The sequence below is a fragment of the Mucilaginibacter polytrichastri genome, from assembly GCF_001911425.1.
Lineage (GTDB): Bacteria > Bacteroidota > Bacteroidia > Sphingobacteriales > Sphingobacteriaceae > Mucilaginibacter > Mucilaginibacter polytrichastri.
In genome coordinates this window covers 5,566,560-5,591,425 of record NZ_MPPL01000001.1, presented here as the reverse complement: position 1 = coordinate 5,591,425, position 24,866 = coordinate 5,566,560, and the positions used below count along the sequence as shown (strand labels likewise).

The 24,866-nt window shown below is 43.1% G+C and carries 17 protein-coding genes; 2 read left to right on the top strand and 15 right to left on the bottom strand.

The annotated features are described in order from the left end of the window. Window positions 1–724 (bottom strand): radical SAM protein (locus RG47T_RS26915; protein WP_253187553.1); only part of this gene is annotated, 724 nt, incomplete at its 3' end. 327 nt (window positions 725–1,051) lie between these two features. Between RG47T_RS26915 and RG47T_RS24265 the strand changes: the two genes are divergently transcribed. Beyond that, window positions 1,052–2,869: an AsmA family protein gene (locus tag RG47T_RS24265; protein WP_139235662.1), complete on the top strand. Its 1,818-nt coding sequence runs from the start codon at window positions 1,052–1,054 to the stop codon at window positions 2,867–2,869. A 99-nt stretch (window positions 2,870–2,968) separates the two neighbouring features. Next, window positions 2,969–3,688 (top strand): head GIN domain-containing protein, encoded by a 720-nt coding sequence (locus RG47T_RS24260; RefSeq protein WP_074492632.1) that lies wholly within the window; start codon window positions 2,969–2,971, stop codon window positions 3,686–3,688. Window positions 3,689–3,736: 48 nt separating this feature from the next. On the opposite strand, the gene sov is transcribed toward RG47T_RS24260, so the two are convergent. The 14 genes from sov to RG47T_RS24190 all read right to left on the bottom strand — a co-directional run bounded on the left by sov (window position 3,737) and on the right by RG47T_RS24190 (window position 24,843). Next, entirely contained in the window at window positions 3,737–10,855 is a 7,119-nt protein-coding gene (gene sov, locus RG47T_RS24255; protein WP_245770793.1) for a T9SS outer membrane translocon Sov/SprA, read from the bottom strand. A gap of 29 nt (window positions 10,856–10,884) precedes the next feature. Then, window positions 10,885–11,469, bottom strand: a complete 585-nt coding sequence (gene ruvA, locus RG47T_RS24250; protein WP_074492630.1) for a Holliday junction branch migration protein RuvA — start codon at window positions 11,467–11,469, stop codon at window positions 10,885–10,887. 37 nt (window positions 11,470–11,506) lie between these two features. Further along, entirely contained in the window at window positions 11,507–13,789 is a 2,283-nt protein-coding gene (locus RG47T_RS24245) for an NADP-dependent malic enzyme (protein WP_074492628.1), read from the bottom strand. Window positions 13,790–13,906: 117 nt separating this feature from the next. Next, window positions 13,907–15,175, bottom strand: coding sequence for a lytic transglycosylase domain-containing protein (locus RG47T_RS24240; RefSeq protein ID WP_083627513.1), 1,269 nt, complete (start codon window positions 15,173–15,175; stop codon window positions 13,907–13,909). Window positions 15,176–15,245: 70 nt separating this feature from the next. Beyond that, window positions 15,246–16,661, bottom strand: coding sequence for an Asp-tRNA(Asn)/Glu-tRNA(Gln) amidotransferase subunit GatA (gene gatA / locus RG47T_RS24235; RefSeq protein ID WP_074492624.1), 1,416 nt, complete (start codon window positions 16,659–16,661; stop codon window positions 15,246–15,248). Between the two features lie 101 nt (window positions 16,662–16,762). After that, window positions 16,763–16,957 carry a twin-arginine translocase TatA/TatE family subunit gene (gene tatA, locus RG47T_RS24230; RefSeq protein ID WP_074492622.1) on the bottom strand — a complete coding sequence of 65 codons (195 nt, stop codon included), beginning with the start codon at window positions 16,955–16,957 and terminating at the stop codon, window positions 16,763–16,765. A 40-nt stretch (window positions 16,958–16,997) separates the two neighbouring features. Then, window positions 16,998–17,516 carry a Sec-independent protein translocase subunit TatA/TatB gene (locus tag RG47T_RS25605; RefSeq protein WP_083627512.1) on the bottom strand — a complete coding sequence of 173 codons (519 nt, stop codon included), beginning with the start codon at window positions 17,514–17,516 and terminating at the stop codon, window positions 16,998–17,000. 57 nt (window positions 17,517–17,573) lie between these two features. Next, window positions 17,574–18,875 carry a murein hydrolase activator EnvC family protein gene (locus RG47T_RS24220; RefSeq protein WP_074492621.1) on the bottom strand — a complete coding sequence of 434 codons (1,302 nt, stop codon included), beginning with the start codon at window positions 18,873–18,875 and terminating at the stop codon, window positions 17,574–17,576. Window positions 18,876–18,893: 18 nt separating this feature from the next. Then, on the bottom strand, window positions 18,894–19,694 hold the full coding sequence (gene lolB1 / locus RG47T_RS24215; protein ID WP_074492619.1) for a lipoprotein insertase outer membrane protein LolB1: 801 nt from the start codon (window positions 19,692–19,694) through the stop codon (window positions 18,894–18,896). Continuing rightward, window positions 19,672–21,402: a tetratricopeptide repeat protein gene (locus RG47T_RS24210; RefSeq protein WP_074492617.1), complete on the bottom strand. Its 1,731-nt coding sequence runs from the start codon at window positions 21,400–21,402 to the stop codon at window positions 19,672–19,674. The genes lolB1 and RG47T_RS24210 overlap by 23 nt, the downstream gene beginning before the upstream one ends. A gap of 4 nt (window positions 21,403–21,406) precedes the next feature. Continuing rightward, window positions 21,407–21,841 carry a dUTP diphosphatase gene (dut, locus tag RG47T_RS24205; RefSeq protein ID WP_074492615.1) on the bottom strand — a complete coding sequence of 145 codons (435 nt, stop codon included), beginning with the start codon at window positions 21,839–21,841 and terminating at the stop codon, window positions 21,407–21,409. After that, complete coding sequence (locus RG47T_RS24200) at window positions 21,838–23,325, bottom strand: oligosaccharide flippase family protein (RefSeq protein ID WP_074492613.1); 1,488 nt, start codon at window positions 23,323–23,325, stop codon at window positions 21,838–21,840. The genes dut and RG47T_RS24200 overlap by 4 nt, the downstream gene beginning before the upstream one ends. A gap of 25 nt (window positions 23,326–23,350) precedes the next feature. Continuing rightward, window positions 23,351–23,638, bottom strand: coding sequence for an acylphosphatase (locus RG47T_RS24195; protein WP_074492610.1), 288 nt, complete (start codon window positions 23,636–23,638; stop codon window positions 23,351–23,353). 38 nt (window positions 23,639–23,676) lie between these two features. Continuing rightward, window positions 23,677–24,843, bottom strand: a complete 1,167-nt coding sequence (locus RG47T_RS24190; RefSeq protein WP_074492608.1) for an amidohydrolase family protein — start codon at window positions 24,841–24,843, stop codon at window positions 23,677–23,679. Window positions 24,844–24,866 lie beyond the last annotated feature (23 nt).

The window sequence follows — 24,866 nt, the reverse complement described above, 5'->3', positions numbered from 1 at the left end:
AGGGTTGGGGAGGGGTGAATTTATACGAATCCACATTTTGCCCCAGCAAAGTAACCTCGCGGTAGCCTTCGTTAAACAGGTCGGTACATTCTTTTACAATAGATATGGCATCGCGGCTACGTTCGCGGCCACGGGTAAACGGCACCACGCAAAACGAACACATATTATCGCAACCGCGCATAATTGATACAAAGGCATTAATACCGTTTGTATTTAGCCTTACCGGGCTAATATCGGCGTAAGTTTCCTCGCGGGATAGCAATACATTAACCGAACGCTGTCCTCCATCAGCTTGCTCTATCAGGTTTGGTAAATCGCGGTAGGCATCGGGGCCTACTACCAGGTCTACCAGTTTTTCTTCTTCTAAAAATTTTGCTTTCAGGCGTTCGGCCATACAGCCTAATACCCCTACCACCATACCGGGGTTACGCTGCTTGGCAACTTTAAACTCTTTAAGGCGGTTACGCACGCGCACCTCCGCATTTTCGCGGATAGAGCAGGTGTTAATAAAAATGGCATCAGCAATTGTATAATCATTGGTAGTTTCGAAACCCTGATCTAATAAAATAGATGCTACGATCTCGCTATCAGAGAAATTCATGGCACAGCCATAGCTTTCAATGTATAGTTTACGTCCGTTTTTTGTAACAGCAGTCTCCAGCATTAAAGCCTCGCCCTGCCTGCCCTCATCATGCGCTTTATCCGGAAGTACCAAATCCATCATCAGTATTATCAATTAAAAATGTTTGCAAAAATACATAAAAAACAAATACACAATGACAGTTTGTCAGCTTTTAACAAAATGATGATTATACAGTTGCCTACAAAGCTGATTGATAAATTAATAAAAGATATTTATGAGTGTGATTGCTATTTACCTACAAACAAACGTTATTAGTAAACAAGCCGTTAATAATAAACCAGTATTACCAATGTAAGGGATAAATTTCCTAAGTTTAAAGAGGCGCGAACAGGCATCGCGGAAAATGTAAAAAAGTAAAAAGATAAGCCGCTAAAACGGGCTAACAAAAAAGTAAACCAGGAATAATTAATGGCGTTAAAGTTTTTAAAGTGCACATGGCACAAAGTATTATTTTTCTCGCTGCTCGTCATTACAATTTTGGTTTTAATAGCCGCCATGCTGGTCAACAGGTATTGGTCGCCCATATTGTCAGACAAGTTAAAGAGTACTGTTACCAACAGTACCGATAGCCTGTACCAGGTTAACTTTGATGATGCGCAGTTACACGTATTAAAAGGCCAGATTGTTATCTATAATATTACCCTAAAGCCCGACACTGCCGTATACCTGGCCCTTAAAAAAGCGCACCTGGCACCTAATAACCTGTATGAGCTGCATGTAAAAAAACTAATCTTAAAGCAGATCCACCCATTCAGCCTTTATTTTAAGCACAAGTTAGATATTGGCGAAATTGTACTGAGCGCACCCTCACTGCGGGTATCTTACCAGCTTAACCACGCCAAAGACACTGTAATTAAAGATAAGCGCACGCTGTATCAGCAGATATCAAAATCGTTAAAAATGATCCACATTGGCAAGGTGATGCTTAACGATGTAAAGCTGCGGTACGAAAACCACAAGGGGCCAAAGGTTGCCGTATCTGAACTGAATGACCTCAACTTAAATGCAATTGACCTGCTGATTGATTCGGCTACGCAGTTTGATAAAAGCCGCTTTTTATATTGCCGCGAAATGAATGCCGAGCTTAATAACTATATCGGGCAATCTGCAAATGGGCTGTATAAGTACAAGGCCAAACAGCTTACTTTCTCTACCCGTACATCGCAGCTTAATGCCTACGATTGTTCGTTAATAGCCACCCGCGATCCCGACGAGTTTTTTGAACACACCTACAGAGACCGGTTTGTATCGCACCTCGACTCGTTGCAACTCAATAATTTCGATTTCGAAATTTATAATAAATATCACACGGTAAACGCTTCGAATCTCATTTTAACCAACGGCGCTATCAATATCTTCGGCAACCCACGCACTGACCCCAGAGGTTTAAAAACTGACAAGATCCGCACATTCCCTAATGTTGCTATTTTCTTTTTGCCCGATATTAAAATTGATACCGTTAGCCTGCACGGTATAAACGCGAGCTACGAAGAGTATAACCTTAAAACTAAACGAGCAGGCATCATAAAGTTTAACCGGGTAAAAGGGCATCTTTATAATGTTACCAATGATTCTGCAGCATTGGTAAAAAACAACATTTGTAAAATACAGCTCAATACCTTGTTTATGAACAAGGGAAGCCTGGATGTTGATTTTAACTTTAACCTTACTGATAAATTACACTCGTATAGCTACAATGGCAAACTGGGCAGCATGAACCTGCCTGCTATTAACCCTGCTGCTAAACCACTGGCATCAGTACTCATTACATCGGGCAGGCTAAACAGTTTATCTTTTGACATGCATGGCAACAGTGATGGTGCCACCGGCAAGGTTACCTTATTGTATCACGATTTAAAAGTACAACTACTAAAGGCCGATACCACTAAACTTAAAATGCGGCACATGACCATTGCCTCGTTTTTTGCCAATGCGCTTATTATTAAACACAACAATCCCGATAATGACAATGCCCAGCCACGGTCAATCCCGGTAGTTTATCAGCGCCCTGTTGAATATCCATTCTTTAAAACCGCATGGCATACCTTGCTAGCCGGCATTAAACCAAGTTTTGGGCTTGATGATGCTTCGCAAAAAAACATGAAAGCCCGTTTAGACCAACACAAACAAAATGTGATTGAACGCAAACAGAAAAAGGCAATCCGCATGCAAAAAAAGGAAATGAAGCGCCAATTAAAAGAAGCTTCTAAAAAGGCAAATAATTAATTGCTGAGTAAAACGCTTCCCCTCAATCCAAAAAAGCAGTTAACCAACGCAACTGTTTATCATTTTTTACGTCTTATATAAAATTACGAATATCGCATTATGAAAAAATTTGCTTTTACTTTATTATCAGCCATAGCATTTATGGCTTCAGCACTACATGTTTCGGCCCAGGCTGTAACCGAGCAAACACGCGATGTTGCCGGCTATAGCGGTGTTTCAATTGCAGGCCCGTTTAAGGTACGTGTTATATTGGGCAATAAAGAAGGTGTTAAACTAAGCGTTGATGCCGAATATATTGACAAGGTAGAAACCGTAGTTGATAACGGCTCATTAACGGTGCGTTTTAAAAGGCCCGGCTTTAGTTTAAAAAGAGAAGACTATCATGTTAAAACAGCCGACGTTACTATTTATGCCCGCACATTGTCTTCGATAGCCAACGCCGGTTCCGGCAATACAACTGTTGAAGGTACCGTTACCGCCAGCGATTTTAAAGCTATCCTAAGCGGTTCTGGCACGATTACTATCCCTACTGCAAAGGTTAGCAACGAACTTACTACCAGGTTAAGCGGTTCGGGCAGTATTGATATCAGCGGAAGCGCTGCTTCGGTAAGTGCTTTTATCAGCGGCTCGGGAGAAATTAAAGCCAAGAACTTCAGTACACAAACTGCTTCAATTACTATTAGTGGTTCTGGCAATGTTTATATCAAAGCCGACAAGTCTATTAACGCAACCTTAGTGGGTGCAGGTAATGTGTATTATAGCGGCAATGCCGAAGTTACTAAACACAAAGTAGGCTCTGGCAGCGTACAAAAAATGTAATCAGCTTAAAATTCAAATCAAAGCATCGCCGGTAACGGCGGTGCTTTTTTATTGCAGCAATAGTTTTAGGTTGATACCAAAGTTGCTAAAAGCGGTATTAAATGACTGCGATGTATAAGGCTTGGTAATATTAGAATCGTAAAAGATGCTCATATTAAACCGCTGATTGATCACATAATCAATAGACGGCCTGTAGGTAATATTCTGCGCACCCGACGATATTTCGGCACTTACAATATCGGCGCGGTATATCAGCGTTTTGTTATCGCGCACTGCAATATCCAGCTTAAAGTTAACATCATTATTGGGCTTCATATTACTAAACAAACCAAACGGGAACCTGAAATTACGGGTACGGTAGCCAAAGCCAAACACCACAATATTTTCGTTTTGCTGGGCCAGCTGGCTGTTAAGCAGGCTTAGGCTTAAGGTACGGCTTTTACGGTATTCGAAATTGGTGGTTACATTGTTTTTAAACCTGATATCGACCCCCAGCAAAGGCACAAACTGTTCAAATATAGTAACCTGCGAAAATTGGTAGAACGGTAAAAAGTCGTTGTTTACATCGCGGGCAAAAGAAGCGCCATTTTGCTCTTTGTATTGCAGTAACGTGTTATAACTGTTTACGGTAAATGTGGCCCTGTAGCCGTTTCGCAGATCGAACGAATCAAACAGTTCCTGGAAAAAAGGCAATCGGCTTAAGCCATTATAGGTGATCTGCCAGTTGGGTATCGGTATGGCCGGGAAATTATTAAGGCTCACGCTGGATGCATTTTTACCCCCGTAAGCCGCAAGGAATGCCGGGATCAGTACATTTTGCTGGGTAGCGCTATAGCCATCGGCATACCCGTTTGTTTGCCCCTTAGAGTTTGGATTTGCCTGGGCAAGCCGCTGTGAAATAATAGCCCGGTTATCCAGCATTTTTTGGTATGGCTTTGATGTATTATCAACCCCGGATACCTTGGAGAATGCGGTAGCTATGGTCATGTATGATATGCTGTAATCGCCAGATGTAATTGGGCTTTGATTTTGAAAGCTATTGGTGGTTACATCGTATTTAAAATTACTTTGGTAAGTCCTATCCTGTGTTTTTAGAGCGGTAAGTTCTATCCGCAGATCTTTAAATGGCTCTATTACTGCCCTAAAGTGCATATCCTCATTAAGTGTGGTTACATAAAGCTGATTTTGTAACGTATCTGTAGAGATCCACCCGTTGGCTATTGCTTTGGTGCGCAAATCGGCCTGGCTGCCCAGCAAGAAACCGATGCCCGGCGCATTATAATTAAGATCCTGCCCTGCCAGGTTTGATTGCGGCAGATAGCCCGGTAAAAATGTACCTTCTGTACGGGTATAGGTACCGCTTATGTTTTTAATACTGGTTAAAACACCTATAAAGAAATCTGCTGCCGAACCGCCGCCCTTTTTATCCAGCTGATTATTGCCCGATTTGCGGATAAAACCAAACTTGTTATACAGCGTCATGAGGTTCAACGTTGGGTTAAACTGCACCGTACGCGAGTTTTGGATACTGTTACCCACATCATATGCCGAGCTGTTGAGCGCAAACTCGGGCTGGCTTTGCCAGTTAAAGTGTGTGCTGTAACGTGCCACCATGGTCATAAAATCTAAACCGGGTATTTTGTTAAACGGCACGTTGTAATTAAAGTTGAGCGTGTGGTTATAATTGGTGGTGCGCCCCAGTTTCAATAGGTTGTCCCATAGGGTATCGCGCTTAAGGCCGTTAACACGGCCGGCAGGTTCATCAACTACAGACAGGTTGGTAGCATCAATATCCATCTGCAGGTTTTTGGTCAGGTTCCAGCCTATGCCATATACGCGAGTTATCAGGAAGTTTTTATTAAACGTTGTAGGTATCGGGATATAATTATTCGGGTCGTTATTCCGCAGGGTATTCTCCGAGTAAAAACGATCGAAATTAATGGCAAGGTTTAATCTCGATGGCAGGATGCTAAAGTTAATATCCCTGAAAAGCGCCAGCATATTATTTTTGATCACCTTATCAAAAGGGCTGTAATATTTAGGCTGATTATTGTAATTATAGGCAAACGCTACGTGGTAAGTTTTTTCCAGGTCGTTTTGCGTGGTAAAATCATGATGCTCATATTGGCTGTATGATAACGTAGTATTAAAATTCTCAATGTCCCATAAATGGTTGGGTGCAGATGCTGTAGTTTTAGATTTATGTACATTGGTCAGGTTGATGCTTTTCCGTATGGTGTAATCCTGGCTCACACTTTTTATCGAGTCTCGTTCTTTCTGACTCGTTGCTGCGTCGAGCGAAGTTTTCAGTAAGATATCAGGCTGCGATGGGTCGTACTGCGGCATACTCATCTGTGAAGATACGTTTACGAAAACCGGGATATGGATCCCGCTCTTATCCGGAAAAAACTTGCCAAGCTCCATATTTGTGGCCACATCGTAAGCCTGGTTGTCACTCCTGCTCCTGTCGCTCACGCCTTGGTCTATTGTACCAAAGCCAACAGTACTCTTACTTCCGGCTACGGTAACATCAGCAAAATCGGCCAGCTTTGCATTTACCCTGGCTGTTGCTGCCCAACCGCCCCGCTGATCAAAATTGGTAAGCCTTAATTCATCAAACCATACAATGCCGGTTTTATCCATCCCATCGTCTGTAGTATTGGTATTACTTCCTTTATAGGGGTTCCGCACCCCAAGCATAATCGTTACCAGCCTGCTCAGATCCGGCTGGCCTTTAATAGTTACTTTATTTTTGCCGTCCATTAAGGTATAGGGCACTGTAAGTGGCCATGGCTGCCCGTTAAGCCTGGCATGGTTACGCGCCAGCTTAGCATTGGTTAAAAGGTCGAGCGCTATGTTCAAGCTGTTTACATCCGGCCATATCGCGTTGGGGTCGCTGGTATTGGCCAGTGTTACCTTTAGCGGAATTTCATATTCGTAATAGTTATCCTGGTAATCCACCCCCAGGCGGATAAAGGCGCTTAGGTCATTATCTTTAACCGAAGTGCCTTCGGCATGGATAAACATGTTAATGTTTTTGTACGATCGCAGGTCGGTACTAAACAATTTGTAGGCTGCCCGCGAGTAGCCATCCCGCAGGTTGGTTACCCCAACCGAAAGCGATTGCTCATTTAGCTGTGTATTGGTTTGCAAATTGTTGTAATCGCGCTGGCGGGTAATACCCGGCGGCACAACGTATGGTATAGGCGAGCGTGTACCGTTTTGTTCAATACTTACGGTAGTTACATCTAAATTCGAATTATCCAGCGGTGGGTTTACGATAGCCGGATCGGCAATTACATTTACATTGCTATTCTCAGAGTTAAAACTACGCCATTCGCCCCGTTCAAACTGTAAGCTGGCAAAACGTAAAACGGCAGTATCGGCAAAGTTGGTCATAAACATCCGCACAAAACGGATACTTTTAAAATCTTCGATATTACCGGTTTTAGAAGTGTAATTAGCAATAGGGATTTTAAACTGATACCAGGTAACAGCTTGTGTAGTACCATTAGCCAGCTTTACCTGCGATGTAATTTTGTCATTAATAAAGTTTTGCCCAACCGTTAAATCCTGCGGGCGCATGGATACTTTGTACTGAAAGTATTCATCATCCTGGCTCATGTCATTATCCCGGTTAATGTCCTCACCGTCTGGCAGTGAAGTAGAAGCCGATGTTTCCAGGCCCAGATCGGCCTTTGATTGCTCTGCCGTTTTAGAGTTACCCTCTGTATTATTGTACTTGCTGTAACGCTGCAATATCCCCGCATTGGTTTGGTCGAGCTGCGGGCCGCGATAATATACATAATTATCAGACGATGGATCGGCGGTTACAGCCGCAGCCGCTGTGGCTGTTAAAGCACCTTTTACCTGTTGTACAAATGGCGCAAACTTTCTTTGCTCATCAACGTCATTCATACCATCCAAACCCACATCCTGCAACTTTCGCGAATTTGGGTCGTTATCAAAAGCATTGATAACCGGCTGTAAACGTGGTACACGGCCCCAGGTGGTTTCGTCAACTGTACTTAGATCGCCGTTTACAGGCAAGCCGTTTTCTAAACCTTTACGGCCATCCTTCAAAATATCTTCAGATATACTACCCAGGTTAAAATACAGATCGCCACCGGCAGAGTGCGGTTTGTAAATAAAAGGATCCATCACCCAAAATGAAATATAGGCTACGTTAAGCGATTCAAAATCATTGGTCTCTATTTTGCGGAACATGCCCCCCCAGCGACTCTGCGGGTTTTGCAAAGTACCATTGCTGTTTATCCCTGTTGTGGTATAGTTATACGGGCCACGTATGGTAGGATAAAAGGCAAGATCGAGCGTTGGCAAAATAAGCGGGGTGCCGGTTACCGATTGTTTGTAAGGAAAAACCTCTGTTTGCAATACCTCACGTACATAATGGTTTGATAGTTCGGCCCTGGTATTGCCTGTTAATACTGTGCTGGTATTGGTATAAAATATAGGGTCTATATTATAAAACGCGAGCAAGGCGCGGTTATAACCATAACTTAAATCATTGAAGCTTTGCGACTCGGGAAACATTTGCGGCGTTCCCGAAATTTGCCAGCTAATTGCACTTTTAATATCAATAACCGAGGTGCTGTTTTCAAAATCATCCAGATAGGATGTCCCCTTTTTTGAACCTGCAAAGTTTAGTGCGCTCGGGCTACCGGGTAATAATTGGGCAAATTCGCCGTTAAATGTAACAGATGATGGCGCCTTGGTATTAATGCCGGGTATTTTATCTACCAGCCGCGTTAACATCCGCGAGGCCGAACTATAATTAGCATCCATACCCCAAATGGTATTAGATATCGACTCCTGGCCAACAATCTCCTTTTGTGTAATGGGCTGCTCTGTAAGGTGCATAATAGTACCGCCTAGCCTCAGGTTATTATTCATTTTATAATCCAGGCGGGTACCGTACAGGGTTTTTTGCTGCACCCCAAACAGCTCATTGTTTTCTACCGTTACATTGATGGGTTGCCCCGATTGCAGCAATGCCGTATTAATAATACGGATCCGGCCGCTGTTATAATCTACGCTAAAGTCGGTTCCTTCTGTCAGCTTTAAACTACCGGCTGTTACAATTACCGAGCCCTGCGGAATATTTAAGGCATTAAGCTGATACTCTGAACCACCCTGCGATGAGTAAGTACCCTGGATAACATACCTGTTTAAATTGGGAAAAAACTGTTGTGCAATGGTTTTGGTAGAGTCATATATAGGCTGATAGGTATACCGGCTGATGAGATCTGTTTCACCCGGCGCAAACTGCCTGGCCAGGTCAGAACCAAAAGGCTCTACTACCGGGAACATGATCCGCCCGTTTTGCGAATCGATAGTGATGCCCTCTAAAAAATCGAAATAGCCATCGGGTACCTTATCATTTTGCTGGTTTAAGTTATCAAGCCCGGCAAGCTGAATCCAGAGTTTGCTTTTGGTTTTGGTTCCCTCGTCCATTATTGGCTTTGCGATACCCGATTTTTCATCCAGGCGGGAAATCGTCACCTTAAAATTCTGAGGGCTGATCTGGTATGCACCAAGCGAATAGATGTTTTTCATCATCAGTTTCCAGGTGGGTAAACCCGTTTTTAACACTGTATTTTTTAACAACTTTACATATAGTGTTTTGGGGTTAACCGGGTCTACAGGCACATCTGTAGAAAACTCACCAACCTGGTACTCAACCCCGTTATAGGTGTAGCGATATGCTACAGCCAGTACCTCATCATTATTTAAGGGATAATTTAAGGAAATGTATCCCAACTGCGGATGCAGCGTAAATTCCTTATCTGTCAACTTCCGGGCATAAGTAAGCTTGGCGTAGTTATCTGTAGCCCCGCTCGACTGAAAGTACTGTGCAATGGCGCTAGAACTGGTGTATTTTGGGTTACCCGGTAAAGTGCTTATATTTTTTAACAGGTTATTAGATTGCTGCGTAAAATTATTGCTCAGGAAACCGGCCGGTAAACCCGAGCCGCCCGCCCCGCTTACTAAATTAGTATTATACGGCTTGTTTTCGGCCAAATCCAGGAAAGCCATGATATCGCGCGAGTCTGTTGTGGTACTGCTGCGATTTGTTGTCCACACCTCAATTTTAGTAATGTTTACGTTAGAGCTGATAATGGGAATATTAGCCAGCGCCTTGTTATAATTATCTCTAAAAAACTGGGCTAAAAAGTAGTGCTTGTTCGCCTCATAATCTGCGGGGGTAAGTTTAAAATTACCCTGTTGCGCCCCATTGGTTATGGTAATGGTTTTTGATTGCGACCGTTGTTGTGAAAAAATACTGGTTACATCGAGGTTACCAAACTTCAGTTTAGTTTTTACACCAAACAGGGCCTGCGTACCTGTAATAAGCGAGGTATTTAGCGGCATGCTTACCGTACCCGCCTCAATTTTCTGAATGATCTCATCGGCATGGCCGGTATAGTCTAGCTTAACCTGGTTATCAAACTGAAACTGAGCATCGGTATTGTAATTGGTAGAGATTTTTAATTTATCGCCAATATTACCCACCACGTTCATCTGGATCTTTTGATCGAAATTAAAATTGAACACACTGCGCTGCTTGGTATTAAGCAGCGGGTTCTGGTTACTGTTAACCTGGCCTGCAAAAATCATTTCGGCCGATCCCTGCGGGCGGATATCAATTACTGAACTGCCAAATATTTGCTCAAAGGTTCTGCTCCGGATGTTTATTTGCGGTATAAAACCCGGCTGCTGTGAAGCATAGGCATAGTTATCAGACAACTGCTGGAAATACTGCCGCTGGTTTTGCCGCTGCATTAAGTCGAGGTATTGTGTGAAGGTTAGGTATTGCGGCGCTCTATAATACAGGTTACCAACCTTTTCAATCAATATATATCGGTTGGTTGCAGCGTCATAAGTAATGGTGCGCACCAGGTTTGGAGGGTCGGGTTCTAATACCCCCTCCAGCATACGGCTGTTGCGTGTACCTAATGGATACAATGATTGTTGTACGGTAACAGAATCTTTTCTGCGGGCCGGCGGGCGGGCAGGTTGTTTTGCAGCAGTGGTGTCTTTGAGGTTTACCGCTTGATTTTGCTGGGCAAAGGAGTTACTTGTGCCGCCAAAAGCAGCAATCAGAATAAAAAAAACTACAGCTTTGAGTGTAAGGTTTTTAATCAAGCGGTTAGTAAAAAGTTTCTTCTATAAATCTATAAATTTTTGAGGGCTGCTTTTATAAGCTGCTCCACATTTAGGTCTCCGGTTTGTTTTCTTATCTCACTGTCCAGTACTTTATCGGCTATATTACGTGCAAAACCCAGCATAATCAGTGCACTTAAGGCCTCATCTTTAACAGTATAATTTATCGGCACGTTTATCAAAGTATCCGGGCCGTCTTTTTTCAATTTATCCTGTAATTCCAATATCAGCCTTTGTGCCGATTTGGGCCCGATACCCTTTATACGTTGTATGGTTGATACATTGCCTTTTACAATAGCATCTTGTATCTCTTCGGGCGTAATGGATGATAACATCATCCTTGCTGTATTTGGCCCGATACCCGAAACCGAGATCAGGTGCAAAAACAACCTTCGCTCGCCTTCGTCGGCAAAACCATACAGGGTGTGCGCATCCTCTTTTACGTGCAACCATGTATAAAGTTTAAAGCTGTTCAGAGCTCCAAGTTTTGCGTACGTATTAACCGAAATATTGATGTGGTAGCCTATACCACCCACATCAATAATTGCATACGCCGGCGATTTAAACACCATTTTACCTTCAATGTAATCAAACATTTATCTACAGCTAATATAAATTAAAAAGCAATCTGGCTTATTGTTCATTTTGTTCTTTTTGCTGCGCATCCAATACGGCAATAGTAACCATGTTTACTATTTCGCGTACCGAACTGCCCAACTGCAGCACATGTACCGGCTTGCTTAAGCCCAGCAAGATGGGGCCAACCGCCTCGGCTCCGCCAAGCTCCTGCAATAATTTATAGGCAATATTACCCGACTCGAGATTAGGGAATATTAATGTATTGGCCGGTGTACCGTTAAGGGTTGAAAAAGGGAAGTTATCGCTTAATAATGCCGAGTTGATAGCAAAGTTGGCCTGCATCTCGCCATCCACTATCATATCGGGATATTTCTCGTGTAAGATCTTTACCGCTTCGCGTGATTTTTCTGGAATGATGCCATCATTTGAGCCAAAGTTGGAGTATGATAAAAGCGCAACCCGCGGCTGAATATTAAACTGTTTTACAGACCGCTCTACCAGTACCGTTATATCCACCAGCTCTTCAACAGTTGGGTTTACGTTTACTGTAGTATCGCCAAAAAACACAGGGCCTTTTGGGGTTATCATCATATACATACCAGCCACACGGCTTACACCGGGCTCGGTACCTATAATTTGCAGGGCAGGTTTAACGGTGCTGCCGTAACTCTTTGTTAAACCGGAGATCAGCGCATCCGCTTCGCCAAATTGCACCATGCAGGCACCATAATAGTTACGGTCCCACATCATTTTGCGGGCTTCGTATAGCGTAATACCCCGGCGCTGGCGCTTGTTGTATAAGTAATTGGCATACTCCTCCACACAAGGCGCATTTTCCTTACGCGGATCAATCATGCGAACGTCGCCCAGTTCAAGCTCCGTCTCCTCCATAATCTTTTTAATCTTGTCGATGTTACCCAACAATATCGGCGTAGCTATACCCTCATCTTTAACAATTTGGGCGGCCTTTAGTATTTTATAATTATCGGCCTCGGCAAACACCACACGTTTAGGATGTTCTTTGGCTTTAATAGATATGTTACGTAATATACGGTCGTCTTTACCAATTCGGCTTCTTAGTTCTTCGGCATAAGCATCCCAATCGGTAATCACTTTACGAGCCACACCGGATGCTACTGCTGCTTTGGCAACTGCAATAGATACCTCGGTGATCAGGCGCTGATCCATCGGTTTAGGAATAATATAATCCCTGCCAAATTTTAAGTTTTTGGCATTATAAGCCAGGTTTACCGCTTCGGGTACCGGTTTTTTAGTCAGCTCGGCAATGGCAATGGCCGCCGCCTGCTTCATCTCCTCGTTAATGGCAGTAGCCCTTACATCTAACGCACCACGGAAAATGTATGGGAAACCCAGTACGTTATTTACCTGGTTAGGAAAATCGGAGCGGCCGGTTGCCATAATCAAATCATCGCGAGTGGCAATGGCACTTTCGTAATCAATTTCGGGCTCGGGATTGGCCATGGCAAACACAATAGGGTTTGGTGCCATGCTACGCACCATATCCGGCTTAACCACATTACCGGCAGAAAGGCCTACAAATACGTCGGCGTCTTTCATGGCATCGGCAAGCGTTTTAACATCGGTACGGCTGGTGGCAAACTGCTGGCGCATCGCGTCCAGGTCGGTACGGCTTTGGTCTAATACCCCATTGATATCAAACATTACCATATTCTCTGGCTTAACACCCAGCGACAGGTACATTTTTGAGCAGCTAACCGCGGCAGCACCTGCCCCGTTAACTACCATTTTAATTTCGCTTAGCTTTTTTCCCTGCAATTCGCAGGCATTCATTAAGGCTGCGCCAGAAATAATGGCTGTACCGTGCTGATCATCGTGCATTACCGGGATGTTCATCTCGGCTTTTAAACGGCGCTCTATTTCAAAACAGGTTGGCGCCGAAATATCTTCGAGGTTAATACCGCCGAAGGTTGGCTCCAGGGCCTTTACAATATTTACAAATTCATCTACAGTGGTAGCATTGATCTCCAAATCGAACACATCGATATCGGCATAGATTTTAAACAGCAGGCCTTTACCTTCCATTACCGGCTTACTGGCCTCGGGGCCAATATTGCCTAAACCCAATACCGCAGTACCGTTGCTTATTACAGCTACAAGGTTACCCTTGGCAGTATATTTATAAACATCGTCAACGTTTTTAGCAATTTCTAAACAGGGTTGCGCAACACCCGGCGAGTAAGCCATGGTTAAATCCCGTTGCGAATTGGTTGGTTTGGTAGGCACTACCTGTATTTTGCCAGGGCGCCCTTTAGAGTGATAATTTAGGGCGTCGAGGTTTCTGTTCGTTTTATTCATCTTCTCAAATTCAGGTCGTAAAATTACAATTCTTTTTCAACTGTAAGCTACAATACCAACACGCAATACAAGGATAATGCGCCTTGGTATTTAATGAATTACAAAGAAAATTTAAGACTATAAACCCGCGGCTATGGCTGGTTTAGAAACTTTTGAAGCCATGGCAGCGCCGGCAGCACCGTCCTGGTTCAGCTTTAAAGTTTGGCCGGGTACCGCTTTGTTAATATGCAGGTGATTCCATGCTTTAAGATCGCTCAGGTCGACCCCAAATTTATCGGCAATACCGGCTAAGGTTTCTCCTTTTCTAACAGTATGAAAGGCAGGTATCGCATCTATGGCACCGGCATCTACCTCTTGCGTGGCAAATACAGGGGTAGCCGGCACAGTAAGCGAGTTACCGTTTAGCGCATCATAAAAAGCGCTGAATTTTTCTTTAGGGATTTGCGGAATAATAAGCCTGCGGGGCACAGCTGCAGTACCGTTAATTACCAGTTTACGGTATGACGGATTTAACAGTGCCAATTGCTCTGTACTGATATCCAGCACGCGCGACACATTACCCAGCGACACAAACTTGTTGACCATAACAGTATCGGTTTGCATAGGCATGGTGCATACTTGCGGCGTTATTTTATGCTGTTCGTAATAATTCATTACATAGGCCACGGCAATATAAGCCGGTACATAGCCACGGGTTTCTACAGGCAGGTACTGGCGGATAGACCAATAATCCATCGCGTTGGCTTTTTGTATGGCACGCTCTACGCTACCTTTACCGCAGTTGTAAGCCGCAATAGCCAACAGCCAATCGCCAAACTCCTGGTAGGCATCCTTGATGTAGGCAGCAGCAGCATAGCTGGCCTGGATAGGGTCGCGGCGATCGTCGACATAGTTGTTGATGCTTAAACCATAAGTACGCGCCGTGGTAGACATAAACTGCCAAGGGCCGGTTGCACCCACACGGGATACCGCATTAGGATTCAATGCCGACTCGACAATGGAAAGGAATTTAATTTCTTCGGGGATTCCCGCGTCGCGGAAAGCTTTTTCGTAAATAGGGAAATAATATTTAGCCAGGCCCATAATCCGGCCCATCTCTTCGCGGCGGTTTGGGCCGGTATAATTATCTATATAGGTTTGTACAAATTCGTTATAATCCAGCGGCACTTCTTTTTGTATGGCACCTAAACGGTTTTTCATAAAGCCGCCCTGGCTGCTGGCAAGCTGACTAGCAGGAAGCAGCGCCACTAAAGTATCGCGCCTAAACTGACTAACCTGAAACGTTTTAGAAACGATAGAGGAATCTGAATGCAGGCGCGGACCTGGTGCAGCAAGCGTTAATCTTGATAATAATAGGAGCGCAACAACAGTATAAAATCTCATCATTAAAATTGTTTAAATACCTGTGTGCTAAGGCTAAAATTGGATTTACTAAATTAATAACTTTAACTTATATTTAAAAGTTTTTTGAGAAATTTAACAATTCCTGCTCATCAAACCTTTTGGCTACCAGTTGCAAACCAAATGGTAAGCCGGTAGTGTTTTTTACCGGTAACGAAATAGCCGGCATGCCCGAAAGCGATGCCTGTACGGTAAATATATCGGCCAGGTAAGATACCACAGGGTCTTTCTCTTCTCTGCCTATCTTAAACGCTGGTTCGGGCGCAGTAGGTGTTAATATAAAGTCATACTTGTTCAGTATCTCTTCCGTTTTTTCCCTAATAAGCCTGCGCATTTTCTGTGCCTTGGTATAATAAGCATCATAATAGCCCGCGCTTAATATAAATGTGCCCAGCATAATGCGCCTTTTTACCTCGACACCAAAACCCTCTGAACGCGAAAGTTTATAGGTCGACATCATATCTACCGCCTTTGGGCTGCGATAACCATAATGCACCCCATCATACCGGGCCAGGTTTGATGAAGCCTCGGCCATTGTAAGGATGTAATAAGTTGGCACCACATAATCCAGGTATTCAAAAGAAACCGGCTCTACAATATTGCCTGCCGCCTTTAAATCGGCTATGGTTTTTAATAAGGCGTCTTTAATCTGCGGGTCTAGCCCCGGCCGCTCCACTGCTTCGCGCAGGTAAGCTACTTTTTTGGGTGATGTTGTGGTTTTAAGTTCGGTACTGTATGCGGGTATAGCTTGCTTGGAAAGTGTGCTGTCGTAAGCATCTGTACCTGCCATTATTTCTAACAACAGGGCTGCATCTTCTACAGAATGGGTAATACTGCCCACCTGGTCAAAAGATGAGGCATAGGCAATAATACCATGGCGTGAAATACGGCCATAAGTAGGTTTAAAACCTATCATACCGCAAAACGAAGCCGGTTGCCTAACCGAGCCGCCCGTATCCGTACCGATGGCCGCATGGCACATGCCGGCCTGCACACTTACTGCCGAGCCGCCTGATGACCCACCCGGAACACGGCTTTCGTCGGCATGGTTTTTTACCACACCGTAGTAAGAGCTTTCGTTTGATGCCCCCATGGCAAACTCATCGCAGTTGCAACGGCCTATAATAATGGCATCTTCTGCCAACAAGCGTTCTACAATGGTTGAGGAGTATATGGCCGTATAATTATCCAGTATTTTGGATGATGCGGTTGCTTTATGGCCTTTATAAAGAATATTATCTTTAATACTGATTACCATGCCGGCTAATTTACCGGCGGTACCTGCTTTTAGTTTCGCGTCCGTTTCAACAGCGCGCGCAAGTGCTTCGTCTGCAAAAACTTCATTAAACGCGTTTAAATGTGTATTGATCTCTATTTGTGCCAGGTAGTTTTTTACCAGGCCTTCTACAGTGATATCCCCATTCAGCAGTCCGTTCTTTATTTCACTTAAAGAAGTATAAGTTTTAGCCATGGGCTAAAAATAAAAAAACTTATTAGTTGAAAGCATATTTCAACCAATAAGTTTACTAAACCGGTATACAAACCAGCGGTTATTGAAGAATACGAACGTAATTAAACGTTGGTTTTTTCTTCAGGTCTGCTGCTGGTAGTAGATGTCGGTTCTGAATGATCGCCGTTTGTAGCGTCTTTAAATTCTCTTACGCCTTTACCTAAACCTTTCATAAGTTCAGGAATTTTCTTTCCACCGAAAAGAATCAAAACTACGATGATAATCAGAATGATTTCTGGTGCGCCTAATCCACCCATGATAATTTAATTTATATGATTAATGTTATATTCTAGTACCTTAACTTTTTTTCTCTTCAGCCTTTGGTTCTTCACTTACGTGCGAAAGGTTGATATGGTTTTCTGCAACATGTGTAACTTCTGTGTGTGCTGGAGTTACCAGGTGCGACAGGTCTGCATAGCTTTCGCTTACAGGCACTGCATCGTTGTGCTGATTAATTGTAGCAAGTGCGCCCTCATGATGCTCTTCTAACTGATGTACTTCATCCGGATGTGTATCTCCGTGCACTGCAGGTGCAGCAAACGGATCCAAAAGCGGTGCGGTATTAGCCACAACCGGCAAATCTTTATCAGGTTCTGGAGCTACAGCAGGTGTATTCTTTTCTTCAAAGTTATTGATCTGGTTATGCAGCTCACGTTTAACGCCTTCAGAGGCATCTTTAAAATCGCGGATACCTTTACCCAATCCCCTGGCAATTTGCGGCAATTTCTCGCCACCAAAAAGCAGCAACGCCACAAACATAATCAGTATCATCTCGGATGTACCGATATTTAAAAATAATAATACAGGGTGTAACATATTAATGAATGAATTTACAAATATAGACAATTTAAGTATTACAAAGTTTAATATAAATTATTGAGAGGCAAGCCATAACTTAGGATTTACCGCATTTTGCCCTTTGTATAATTCAAAGTGCACCTGCGTTTCGCCGGTAGCTCCATCTGTGGCTACTGTACCCAGATTTTGCTTGATACCAATTTTTTCTCCTTTAGATACACTTACGGATTTTAGGTTAGCGTAGGCTGTAAAATATTCACCGTGCCTTACTACAACGAGATAAGTACCACTGATATTGTTTACACTGGTAACCTCGCCAGAGAAAATTGCCCTTACAGCAGCTCCTGCACTTGTACGAATATCCACACCCGGATTATCTGTTTTTATCCCTTCAATATAGGTTAAACCAAACTCTTGGGTAATTACCCCATTGGCAACCGGCCAAGGCAAACGGCCTTTATTACCCAGAAAGTCGTTAGATAGTTTGGCAAACTCTGGCGTTGCGTTCAGCAACTCGCTATTGGTTGATGCTTTAGCAGCAACAGGGGCTTCTTTTGGTGCTGAACCCGGGTTAGCAGCATTGGCTCTCGCCCTTTCGGCGGCGGCACGGGCGGCGGCGGCACGGGCTTCGGCCTCAGCTTTTCTACGTGCTTCTTCTACCTCTCTGCGGATAGCAACCCTGATCTGCGATTCTATTTTTGCCTTTTGCTGCTGGGCATCTCTGAGCTGTTGTTTTAGTTCGCCCTGGTGTTTAGAGAGGTCACTTATTACTTCCAGCTGACTATTCTTTTCTTTACCAAGCGTTTGTTTTTCCTTTTCCTGGTCTTTTAACAGATTATTCTGCTCATCTTTTGTACGGTCGAGCTGGTTAATCTTCACTTTTAACTCGTGCTGTGTACCTTGTATAGATTCGGCCTGGCGCTGGCGGTAGGTACCAAATTGCTGCAGGTAGGTTAAGCGTTTATAAGCCTGGTTAAAATCCTGCGAAGCAAAAACAAACATCAGTTTATTATAAGCGCTTTGGTTATGGTAGGCAAAAACGATCATGGCAGCGTACTCCTTCTTTAACTGATCCAGCTGGCTTTGCAGGGAGTGTACGTTGTTGGTATTCTCATTAATCTGGTTACCCAATAGGCGCACTTCGGTATTCAGGCCGTTTATTTTTTCTTCGCGCAGGCTTATCTGTGCCTTTAAAATATTGAGCTGTTTGAGGGTAGTTTTTTTATTTTTAGCAGTTTCCTGGTACTCATCATTCAGTTGCTGCAGCTCTTCGTTCAGTTTGTCGCGCTTGCGCTTTAGTTCTGCACTGCTTTGTGCAAAGGCATTTACTGCCGTTAAAGCAAGTACGCAAAAGAATAGATATCTTAAAAATTTCATCAAACCAAAAATACAATTTTAATCTACCAGAGAAAATCTCTTTGGTACGCTAAACGGAAATTCGAGCGGAAGATCAAAATCTGCCTTCGAATAATTAAGATCGGCCTGGATATTTTTATCCTTTACCTTGGATGTAAACGAGATCTGAGACGGAATTACCCGGTTTGTGGCCTGTATAAAATTGCCATAATTGATTTGTAACGATTGTGCCGCTTCCTGATTGCTTAAGCTAGTACTGCTCACTTTAAGGTCGGGGCCAACGGTAAGCTGATAGATCAGATCCTGCAGGGTACCATTCAGTATAATGTTGCCGTTTGATGGCTGCAGGGTAGTGTTATCATTCAATGTTTCGGGGATAGCGTTACCCACCAGTAATGATTCTACCGTTTTATAGTTTACCTGCCTGCTGGCATAGGTATAAATATAGCTGAAAGGCTTTTTTAGATAGGCGCCCTGTAAACGGTTCATCACCAATATACTATCGGGGGTTATTAAAGCTCGGGCTACCTCTATACCTGCAATAGCGGTAATAGACACCCATATTTTTTGACCTTTAAGAATGCGGATATTCAGGGTAACATCATTGCTATTGCCGTTAATGTTAAGCTTGGTTTTTGCTTTGCCAGAGAAGGTATTAAAGTTTACCTGTTTGGCACGTATAGCCACCAGCTTTTTGCGGGTTGCGCTTGCGGCATCATCTGCATGTGCACCAGCGCTATCAACCGCTGTACGGGTAACCAGCTTTTTTTTAGCATGGCAGCCTGCCATTATAATTAAACTGCCTAATAGCAGGATACTATTCGATATATTTTTTCTCATTTATTTTCCGCTCTAAAACTGTAGACTGCCCTCCATATGCCTTGGCCTTTTTCCAGTTTTCTACAGCAGCCTCTACGTTACCTAAGTAAAACATTATATCGCCATAATGTTCTACCTGTACGGCATTATGATCTTTATCACTCACCAAAGCCTTCTCCATCCACACTTTAGCTTCGGCGTATTTTTTTTGCTTAAATAATATCCATGCGTAAGTATCCTGGAAAGATGCGGTAGATGGTTGCAGCTCGTTAGAATGCTTTGACATTTGCCCGGCCTTATCCAAGGCTACTCCTCTTATCGAAAGATAGTAGGCATAGTTATTTAACGTATAAGCGTTATCGGGATTGTAGCTTAATGATTTATCGTACGATTCATCAGATTGTTTCTCATTTTTCATTTCATGATAGCAATCGCCCAGGGCCGAATAACTTTGCGAAAGTAAGTCCTTATCCTGAACTTCTAATGAAGTTACATTTTTAATATAGCCCAGGGCCTTGTTGTAATTCTTTTTCTGCATCCATGATACCCCCACCAGGTAATTCATCCAAGCCTGGTTAGGAAACAATGAAAGAGCGTTTTCGCCATCTTTAATGGCAGCATTCAAATCGTTATCGCCAAGCTCTATTCTTACCAATTGCTCATGCACGGCATAAACCTGGTCATTTAGTGCCAATGATTTTTGGTATTGCACCCTGGCTTCTTTGTACAATTGGTTTTGCACAAGCATATCGCCAAACAAGGCAAACGCACGAGACTCTGTTGGGTGGGCAACGGTAACTATCCGGCTCAGCTCCAACGCACTTGATTTGGCATTAGGGTCCGGAAATTTGGGCAAATAGCTTAAAATGATCCGTAGCTTTTGGTCAACACCCAAAGCAGGGATAGCAAAGGCCATCTTTAATTGGTTAAAGCTGGCTTCATAACTTTTTTTATTGCGGTAGATGTCGGCCAGCTCCAGATGTACGTATCCATTCTGCGGGTCAATTTTCTCGGCTTTCTGAAAAGTACTTAGTGCTTCATCAATCAGCCCGTTAGAATTGTATACCTCGCCCAACATCAAATAATACTTCACCTGGCCGGGGTTGGCCGCCATAGCTTCTTTTAAACTGGCGGCAGCTTTATCAATCTTGCCCTGCATCAGGTAAATTTTCTGCCTTTTAATGAGCAGTTCATCTGTGGGCCCGCTAATTTTTTCCAGCTGGTCATAAATAGCCAGTGCCTCGTCATACTTTTTATCAATAGACAATGCATTAGCCTTATCCATATAATAATCCGGGTTATCCGGATTAAGCCTGATAAGCTGGGTAAATACGTTTTCGAGTTTAACAATACTATTACTCTTCTCGTAACTGGCTGCAAGGCCCGCCCAGTACCATTCGTTATCGGGTTTAAGGGTGGTGGCCCTTTCTAATAATTGTTCGGCAGTTGGCTCGTCTTTGGCTAATTTTTTAAGGTTGGCCAGCTCGTACATGGCTGCATCATTACCGGCATCAATTTGTAATATGCGGGTAAACAGCTCTGTGGCCAGGGTAAAGTTTTCAATTGTTTTTTCGCGCAGGGCCGTAAAATACAACTGCTTTACCATCAGGCTATCGGTTGATGTCATTACCTTGGGCCTGGGCTGCGCCACAGCACCTTTATCGGTATTTTGTGCCAGGCACAGGGCCGGTACAAAAGCAATTCCAATCAACGTCAGCTTTAAGTTCATGGCTTTAGTTTACACCAGTGTGGCCGTATCCGCCTGCACCACGGGTGGTATCATTTAATATTTCGGCCTCTTCCCAGCTTACTTTTTCGTGGCGGGCCACAATCATCTGGGCAATACGGTCGCCGGTATTAATTTCAAATGCTTCGGTAGACAGGTTGACCAGTAAAACTTTAATCTCTCCGCGATAATCGGCATCAATGGTACCGGGTGAATTTACAATGCTGATACCATGCTTATAAGCCAGCCCGCTGCGCGGCCTGATCTGCGCTTCGAAGCTTTCCGGTAGTTCGATATACAAACCGGTAGGGATTAACTTACGTTCCATAGGTTGCAGCACAATAGGCGCTTCCAGGTCGGCACGCAGATCCATACCTGCCGAATGAATGGTCTCGTAACCCGGCAGCTGATTTTTTGACTTATTGATAATTTTTACGATCATTTTCTACTCAATATACTTTTAATACCCTTACGCTCGCTGAAGAATGTGACTCCTAAAAATAGGATCAGTAATATATTCCCGATAAAAAGATTGCGTTTAAACACCACAAATGATAACACAACCAAAATTATTGATGCGATAATATACGCCAGATTTTTTTTAAGGTTATACGGTATCGGATAATTTTTTTGCCCCCATATGTACGACAGGATCATCATGCTGGCATAAGCTATTAATGATGCCCATGCAGATGCCATGTAACTGTATCGCGGAATAAAAATAACGTTAATTATAATAGTTATTATAGCACCTATACCAGATATGTACAAACCATACTTAGTTTGGTCTGAAAGTTTATACCAAACTGACAAATTCATATAAATACCCAAACTTACATAGCCGAATAGCAGTGGCGGTACCACATCTAACCCTACCCAATACGACCGGTTATTGACATAATGTTTCAGTATTTCTATATTGGCAATTACGGCAACAAACATTACGCACATGGTAATTACAAAATAGTCCATTATACGTGCATAAGTATGCCCCGCGTTTTTATTTTTTGCGTGGCTGAAAAAGAATGGCTCGGCACCCATGCGAAAAGCCTGGTTAAAGAGGCTTAAAAATATAGAGATCCGTGCGCAAGCCGAATAAACCCCCACTTCGTGCTCGCTGATATTGACAGGTAATAACTTACCTAATAAAATTTTATCTAAATTCTCGTTAACGATGTAAGACAGGTTAGCAACAAGCATGGGCCAGCTGTATACCAGCATCTCCTTAAACATATCACCGTCAACCTGTAAACTTATTTTACGCAGTTCGGGCAGCAACATAACCAGGGTAATAACGCTGGCCACAAGGTTTGATACAAACACATAACCAACCCAGCCCTGCCTGTACCACTGGCTATACCATTGCCAGCCCGATAAATGGTGTGCAATTAAATAAGGGATGCCGAATATTAATACCAGGTTTAATATTACAGTTACTACAATATTAACTACCTTAATTACCCCATATCGCATGGGGCGGCCATCGGCGCGTAGCTTGGCAAAGGGAATAACACACCAGGCATCGAGCACCAAGATGCCTATAAAGTATTTGATATAAGTTTCAAAATCGCCTTGCGGGGTATCGTTACCAATTTTTATTAACCCTGCTATGGCATGTGTAAACGGCAGGGTAATTAATAAAAAGAAGCCCGTTATAATGATGATAGCCCAGAAGCCGTTGTTGTAAACCTGTTGCTTTTTATCGGCATACTTGTTTAAGTACCTAAAAAAAGTGGTTTCCATACCAAATGACAGCACTGCCTGAATAATAGAGGCATAGCTAAACATGGTACTAAAAATACTATAAACCTTGGGTAAATAGGCCCTGGTATAAAGCGGAGTAAGTATAGCACTTAACAAGCGCTGTACAATAGTTGTTAAACCGTAAACAGCTGTTTGGCCGACAAATTTCTTAGCAGTTGACAATACAAAAAAAGGTTAATGTAGCAGATTAAGCAGCCGGTGATTTTTTCACTACTTCAAAATTACGATAGTTTTTTAATTCTCCGTCGGTTGTGGTTACAGCGCTTACACGGGCAGCCTCGGGGCCTTTGTTGCACCAGTCTAAAAAGATCTCGAGCATCATGGCATCAGCCTCGGCGGCAATAAAAACATCACCATTATCCTGGTTCATAATAAAGCCTCTGATACCTAATTGATCTGCTACTGCTTTGGTTGAATGCCTGTAATACACGCCCTGTACTTTGCCCTGCACTACAATATCCAGATGTTTATTCATATGGGCACAAAAATACAGTTAATTAACCAAAATGAAATTTATGCTATCCTTTTAAGTTTTGTATCGGCAGTTATTTTAAAACCGTCTAAACCGGTAATTAAATTAAGGCCCGGTGTTTTGCCAACTTCAAGTGTTCCTTTTTCGTCATCAATGCCCAGGTATTCGGCACCGTTAATAGTTCCCCATTGCAGTAATTTATTAAGGGTAAGGCTTGGCACCTGGTCTTGCAGTAATTTCATTTCGGCCAACAGATCCAGCCCTGTATTTGAGGCCAGGCTATCTGTACCGAGGGTTATATTAAATCCCTGTTCAATAAACAGCTCTGTTTTTGGCAAATGCCCCTCTATATATATGTTAGCACCGGGGCAAAAGCACCAGTTTATAATCCGGTCAAACCGTTTAATAAAATAAATGTCTTTTAAATTGGTACATGTATTATGTACCAGCAATATTTTTTGCTTATTGCTAAGCAAAGGGATAATGGTTTGTAACGAGTTACGTGCCTGTGGTTTAAAATAACTAATATCTATCCCAAAACCATCGTATAAATCTAAAAACTTGCCGGTTTTGTAGCGGTAGAGCTTATTCTCATCCTCGCACTCCTGGTTATGGATACTAAGCAAATTGGCATGCGTGTCACTGTATTCGCGAATGAGCTTAAACAGTTCTTTAGAAACCGAATAAGGCGCATGCGGCACAATGGAAACGCTTTGTGGTTTAAACTGCTTTAGCAGTTCCAGCCCATTATCAAAAGCTGATTTAGCGTTTTGAGGCAAAAAAGTAAAAAGTTCTACAAACGTGTGGTAATGAAGCTTACTGTTTGCTTTTATTTCAATGGTAAGGCTGCTGTTCGATATATCGCCAACGGCAACAATACCATTTTCATACATCTCGGCATCGGCTTTAAGGGCCGCTTCGGCAGCTTCAGCGGGGTCAACATTTCGGTGCTGTTGTACCTGTTTAATAAACTCTACCAATCCGCCACCTTTGGCAATCTTATTTTTAAGATGCGATAATTCGAGATGGCAATGGGTATTAATGAAGCCCGGACATAAAATACCACTTAGCTGCTCAATAGGGGCATCAGAATGTGCTGGTTGGTTACCAATTGAGAGAATTTTTCCAAATTCATCAACAGTTACTATACCATTTTTAATAGGATCGGCATTAATAGAAAAAACGTAATCGGCTCTGTAACTTTTCATTTAAACAATAACTTACTATATCA

What these genes read in the sequence shown, in the direction of transcription:
- RG47T_RS24265 (WP_139235662.1), top strand. Translation starts at nt 1,052, where the DNA reads ATGGCGTTAAAGTTTTTAAAGTGCACATGGCACAAAGTATTATTTTTC.
- RG47T_RS24260 (WP_074492632.1), top strand. Translation starts at nt 2,969, where the DNA reads ATGAAAAAATTTGCTTTTACTTTATTATCAGCCATAGCATTTATGGCT.
- ruvA (WP_074492630.1), bottom strand. Translation starts at nt 11,469, where the DNA reads ATGTTTGATTACATTGAAGGTAAAATGGTGTTTAAATCGCCGGCGTAT.
- RG47T_RS24245 (WP_074492628.1), bottom strand. Translation starts at nt 13,789, where the DNA reads ATGAATAAAACGAACAGAAACCTCGACGCCCTAAATTATCACTCTAAA.
- RG47T_RS24240 (WP_083627513.1), bottom strand. Translation starts at nt 15,175, where the DNA reads ATGATGAGATTTTATACTGTTGTTGCGCTCCTATTATTATCAAGATTA.
- gatA (WP_074492624.1), bottom strand. Translation starts at nt 16,661, where the DNA reads ATGGCTAAAACTTATACTTCTTTAAGTGAAATAAAGAACGGACTGCTG.
- tatA (WP_074492622.1), bottom strand. Translation starts at nt 16,957, where the DNA reads ATGGGTGGATTAGGCGCACCAGAAATCATTCTGATTATCATCGTAGTT.
- RG47T_RS25605 (WP_083627512.1), bottom strand. Translation starts at nt 17,516, where the DNA reads ATGTTACACCCTGTATTATTATTTTTAAATATCGGTACATCCGAGATG.
- RG47T_RS24220 (WP_074492621.1), bottom strand. Translation starts at nt 18,875, where the DNA reads ATGAAATTTTTAAGATATCTATTCTTTTGCGTACTTGCTTTAACGGCA.
- lolB1 (WP_074492619.1), bottom strand. Translation starts at nt 19,694, where the DNA reads ATGAGAAAAAATATATCGAATAGTATCCTGCTATTAGGCAGTTTAATT.
- RG47T_RS24210 (WP_074492617.1), bottom strand. Translation starts at nt 21,402, where the DNA reads ATGAACTTAAAGCTGACGTTGATTGGAATTGCTTTTGTACCGGCCCTG.
- dut (WP_074492615.1), bottom strand. Translation starts at nt 21,841, where the DNA reads ATGATCGTAAAAATTATCAATAAGTCAAAAAATCAGCTGCCGGGTTAC.
- RG47T_RS24195 (WP_074492610.1), bottom strand. Translation starts at nt 23,638, where the DNA reads ATGAATAAACATCTGGATATTGTAGTGCAGGGCAAAGTACAGGGCGTG.
- RG47T_RS24190 (WP_074492608.1), bottom strand. Translation starts at nt 24,843, where the DNA reads ATGAAAAGTTACAGAGCCGATTACGTTTTTTCTATTAATGCCGATCCT.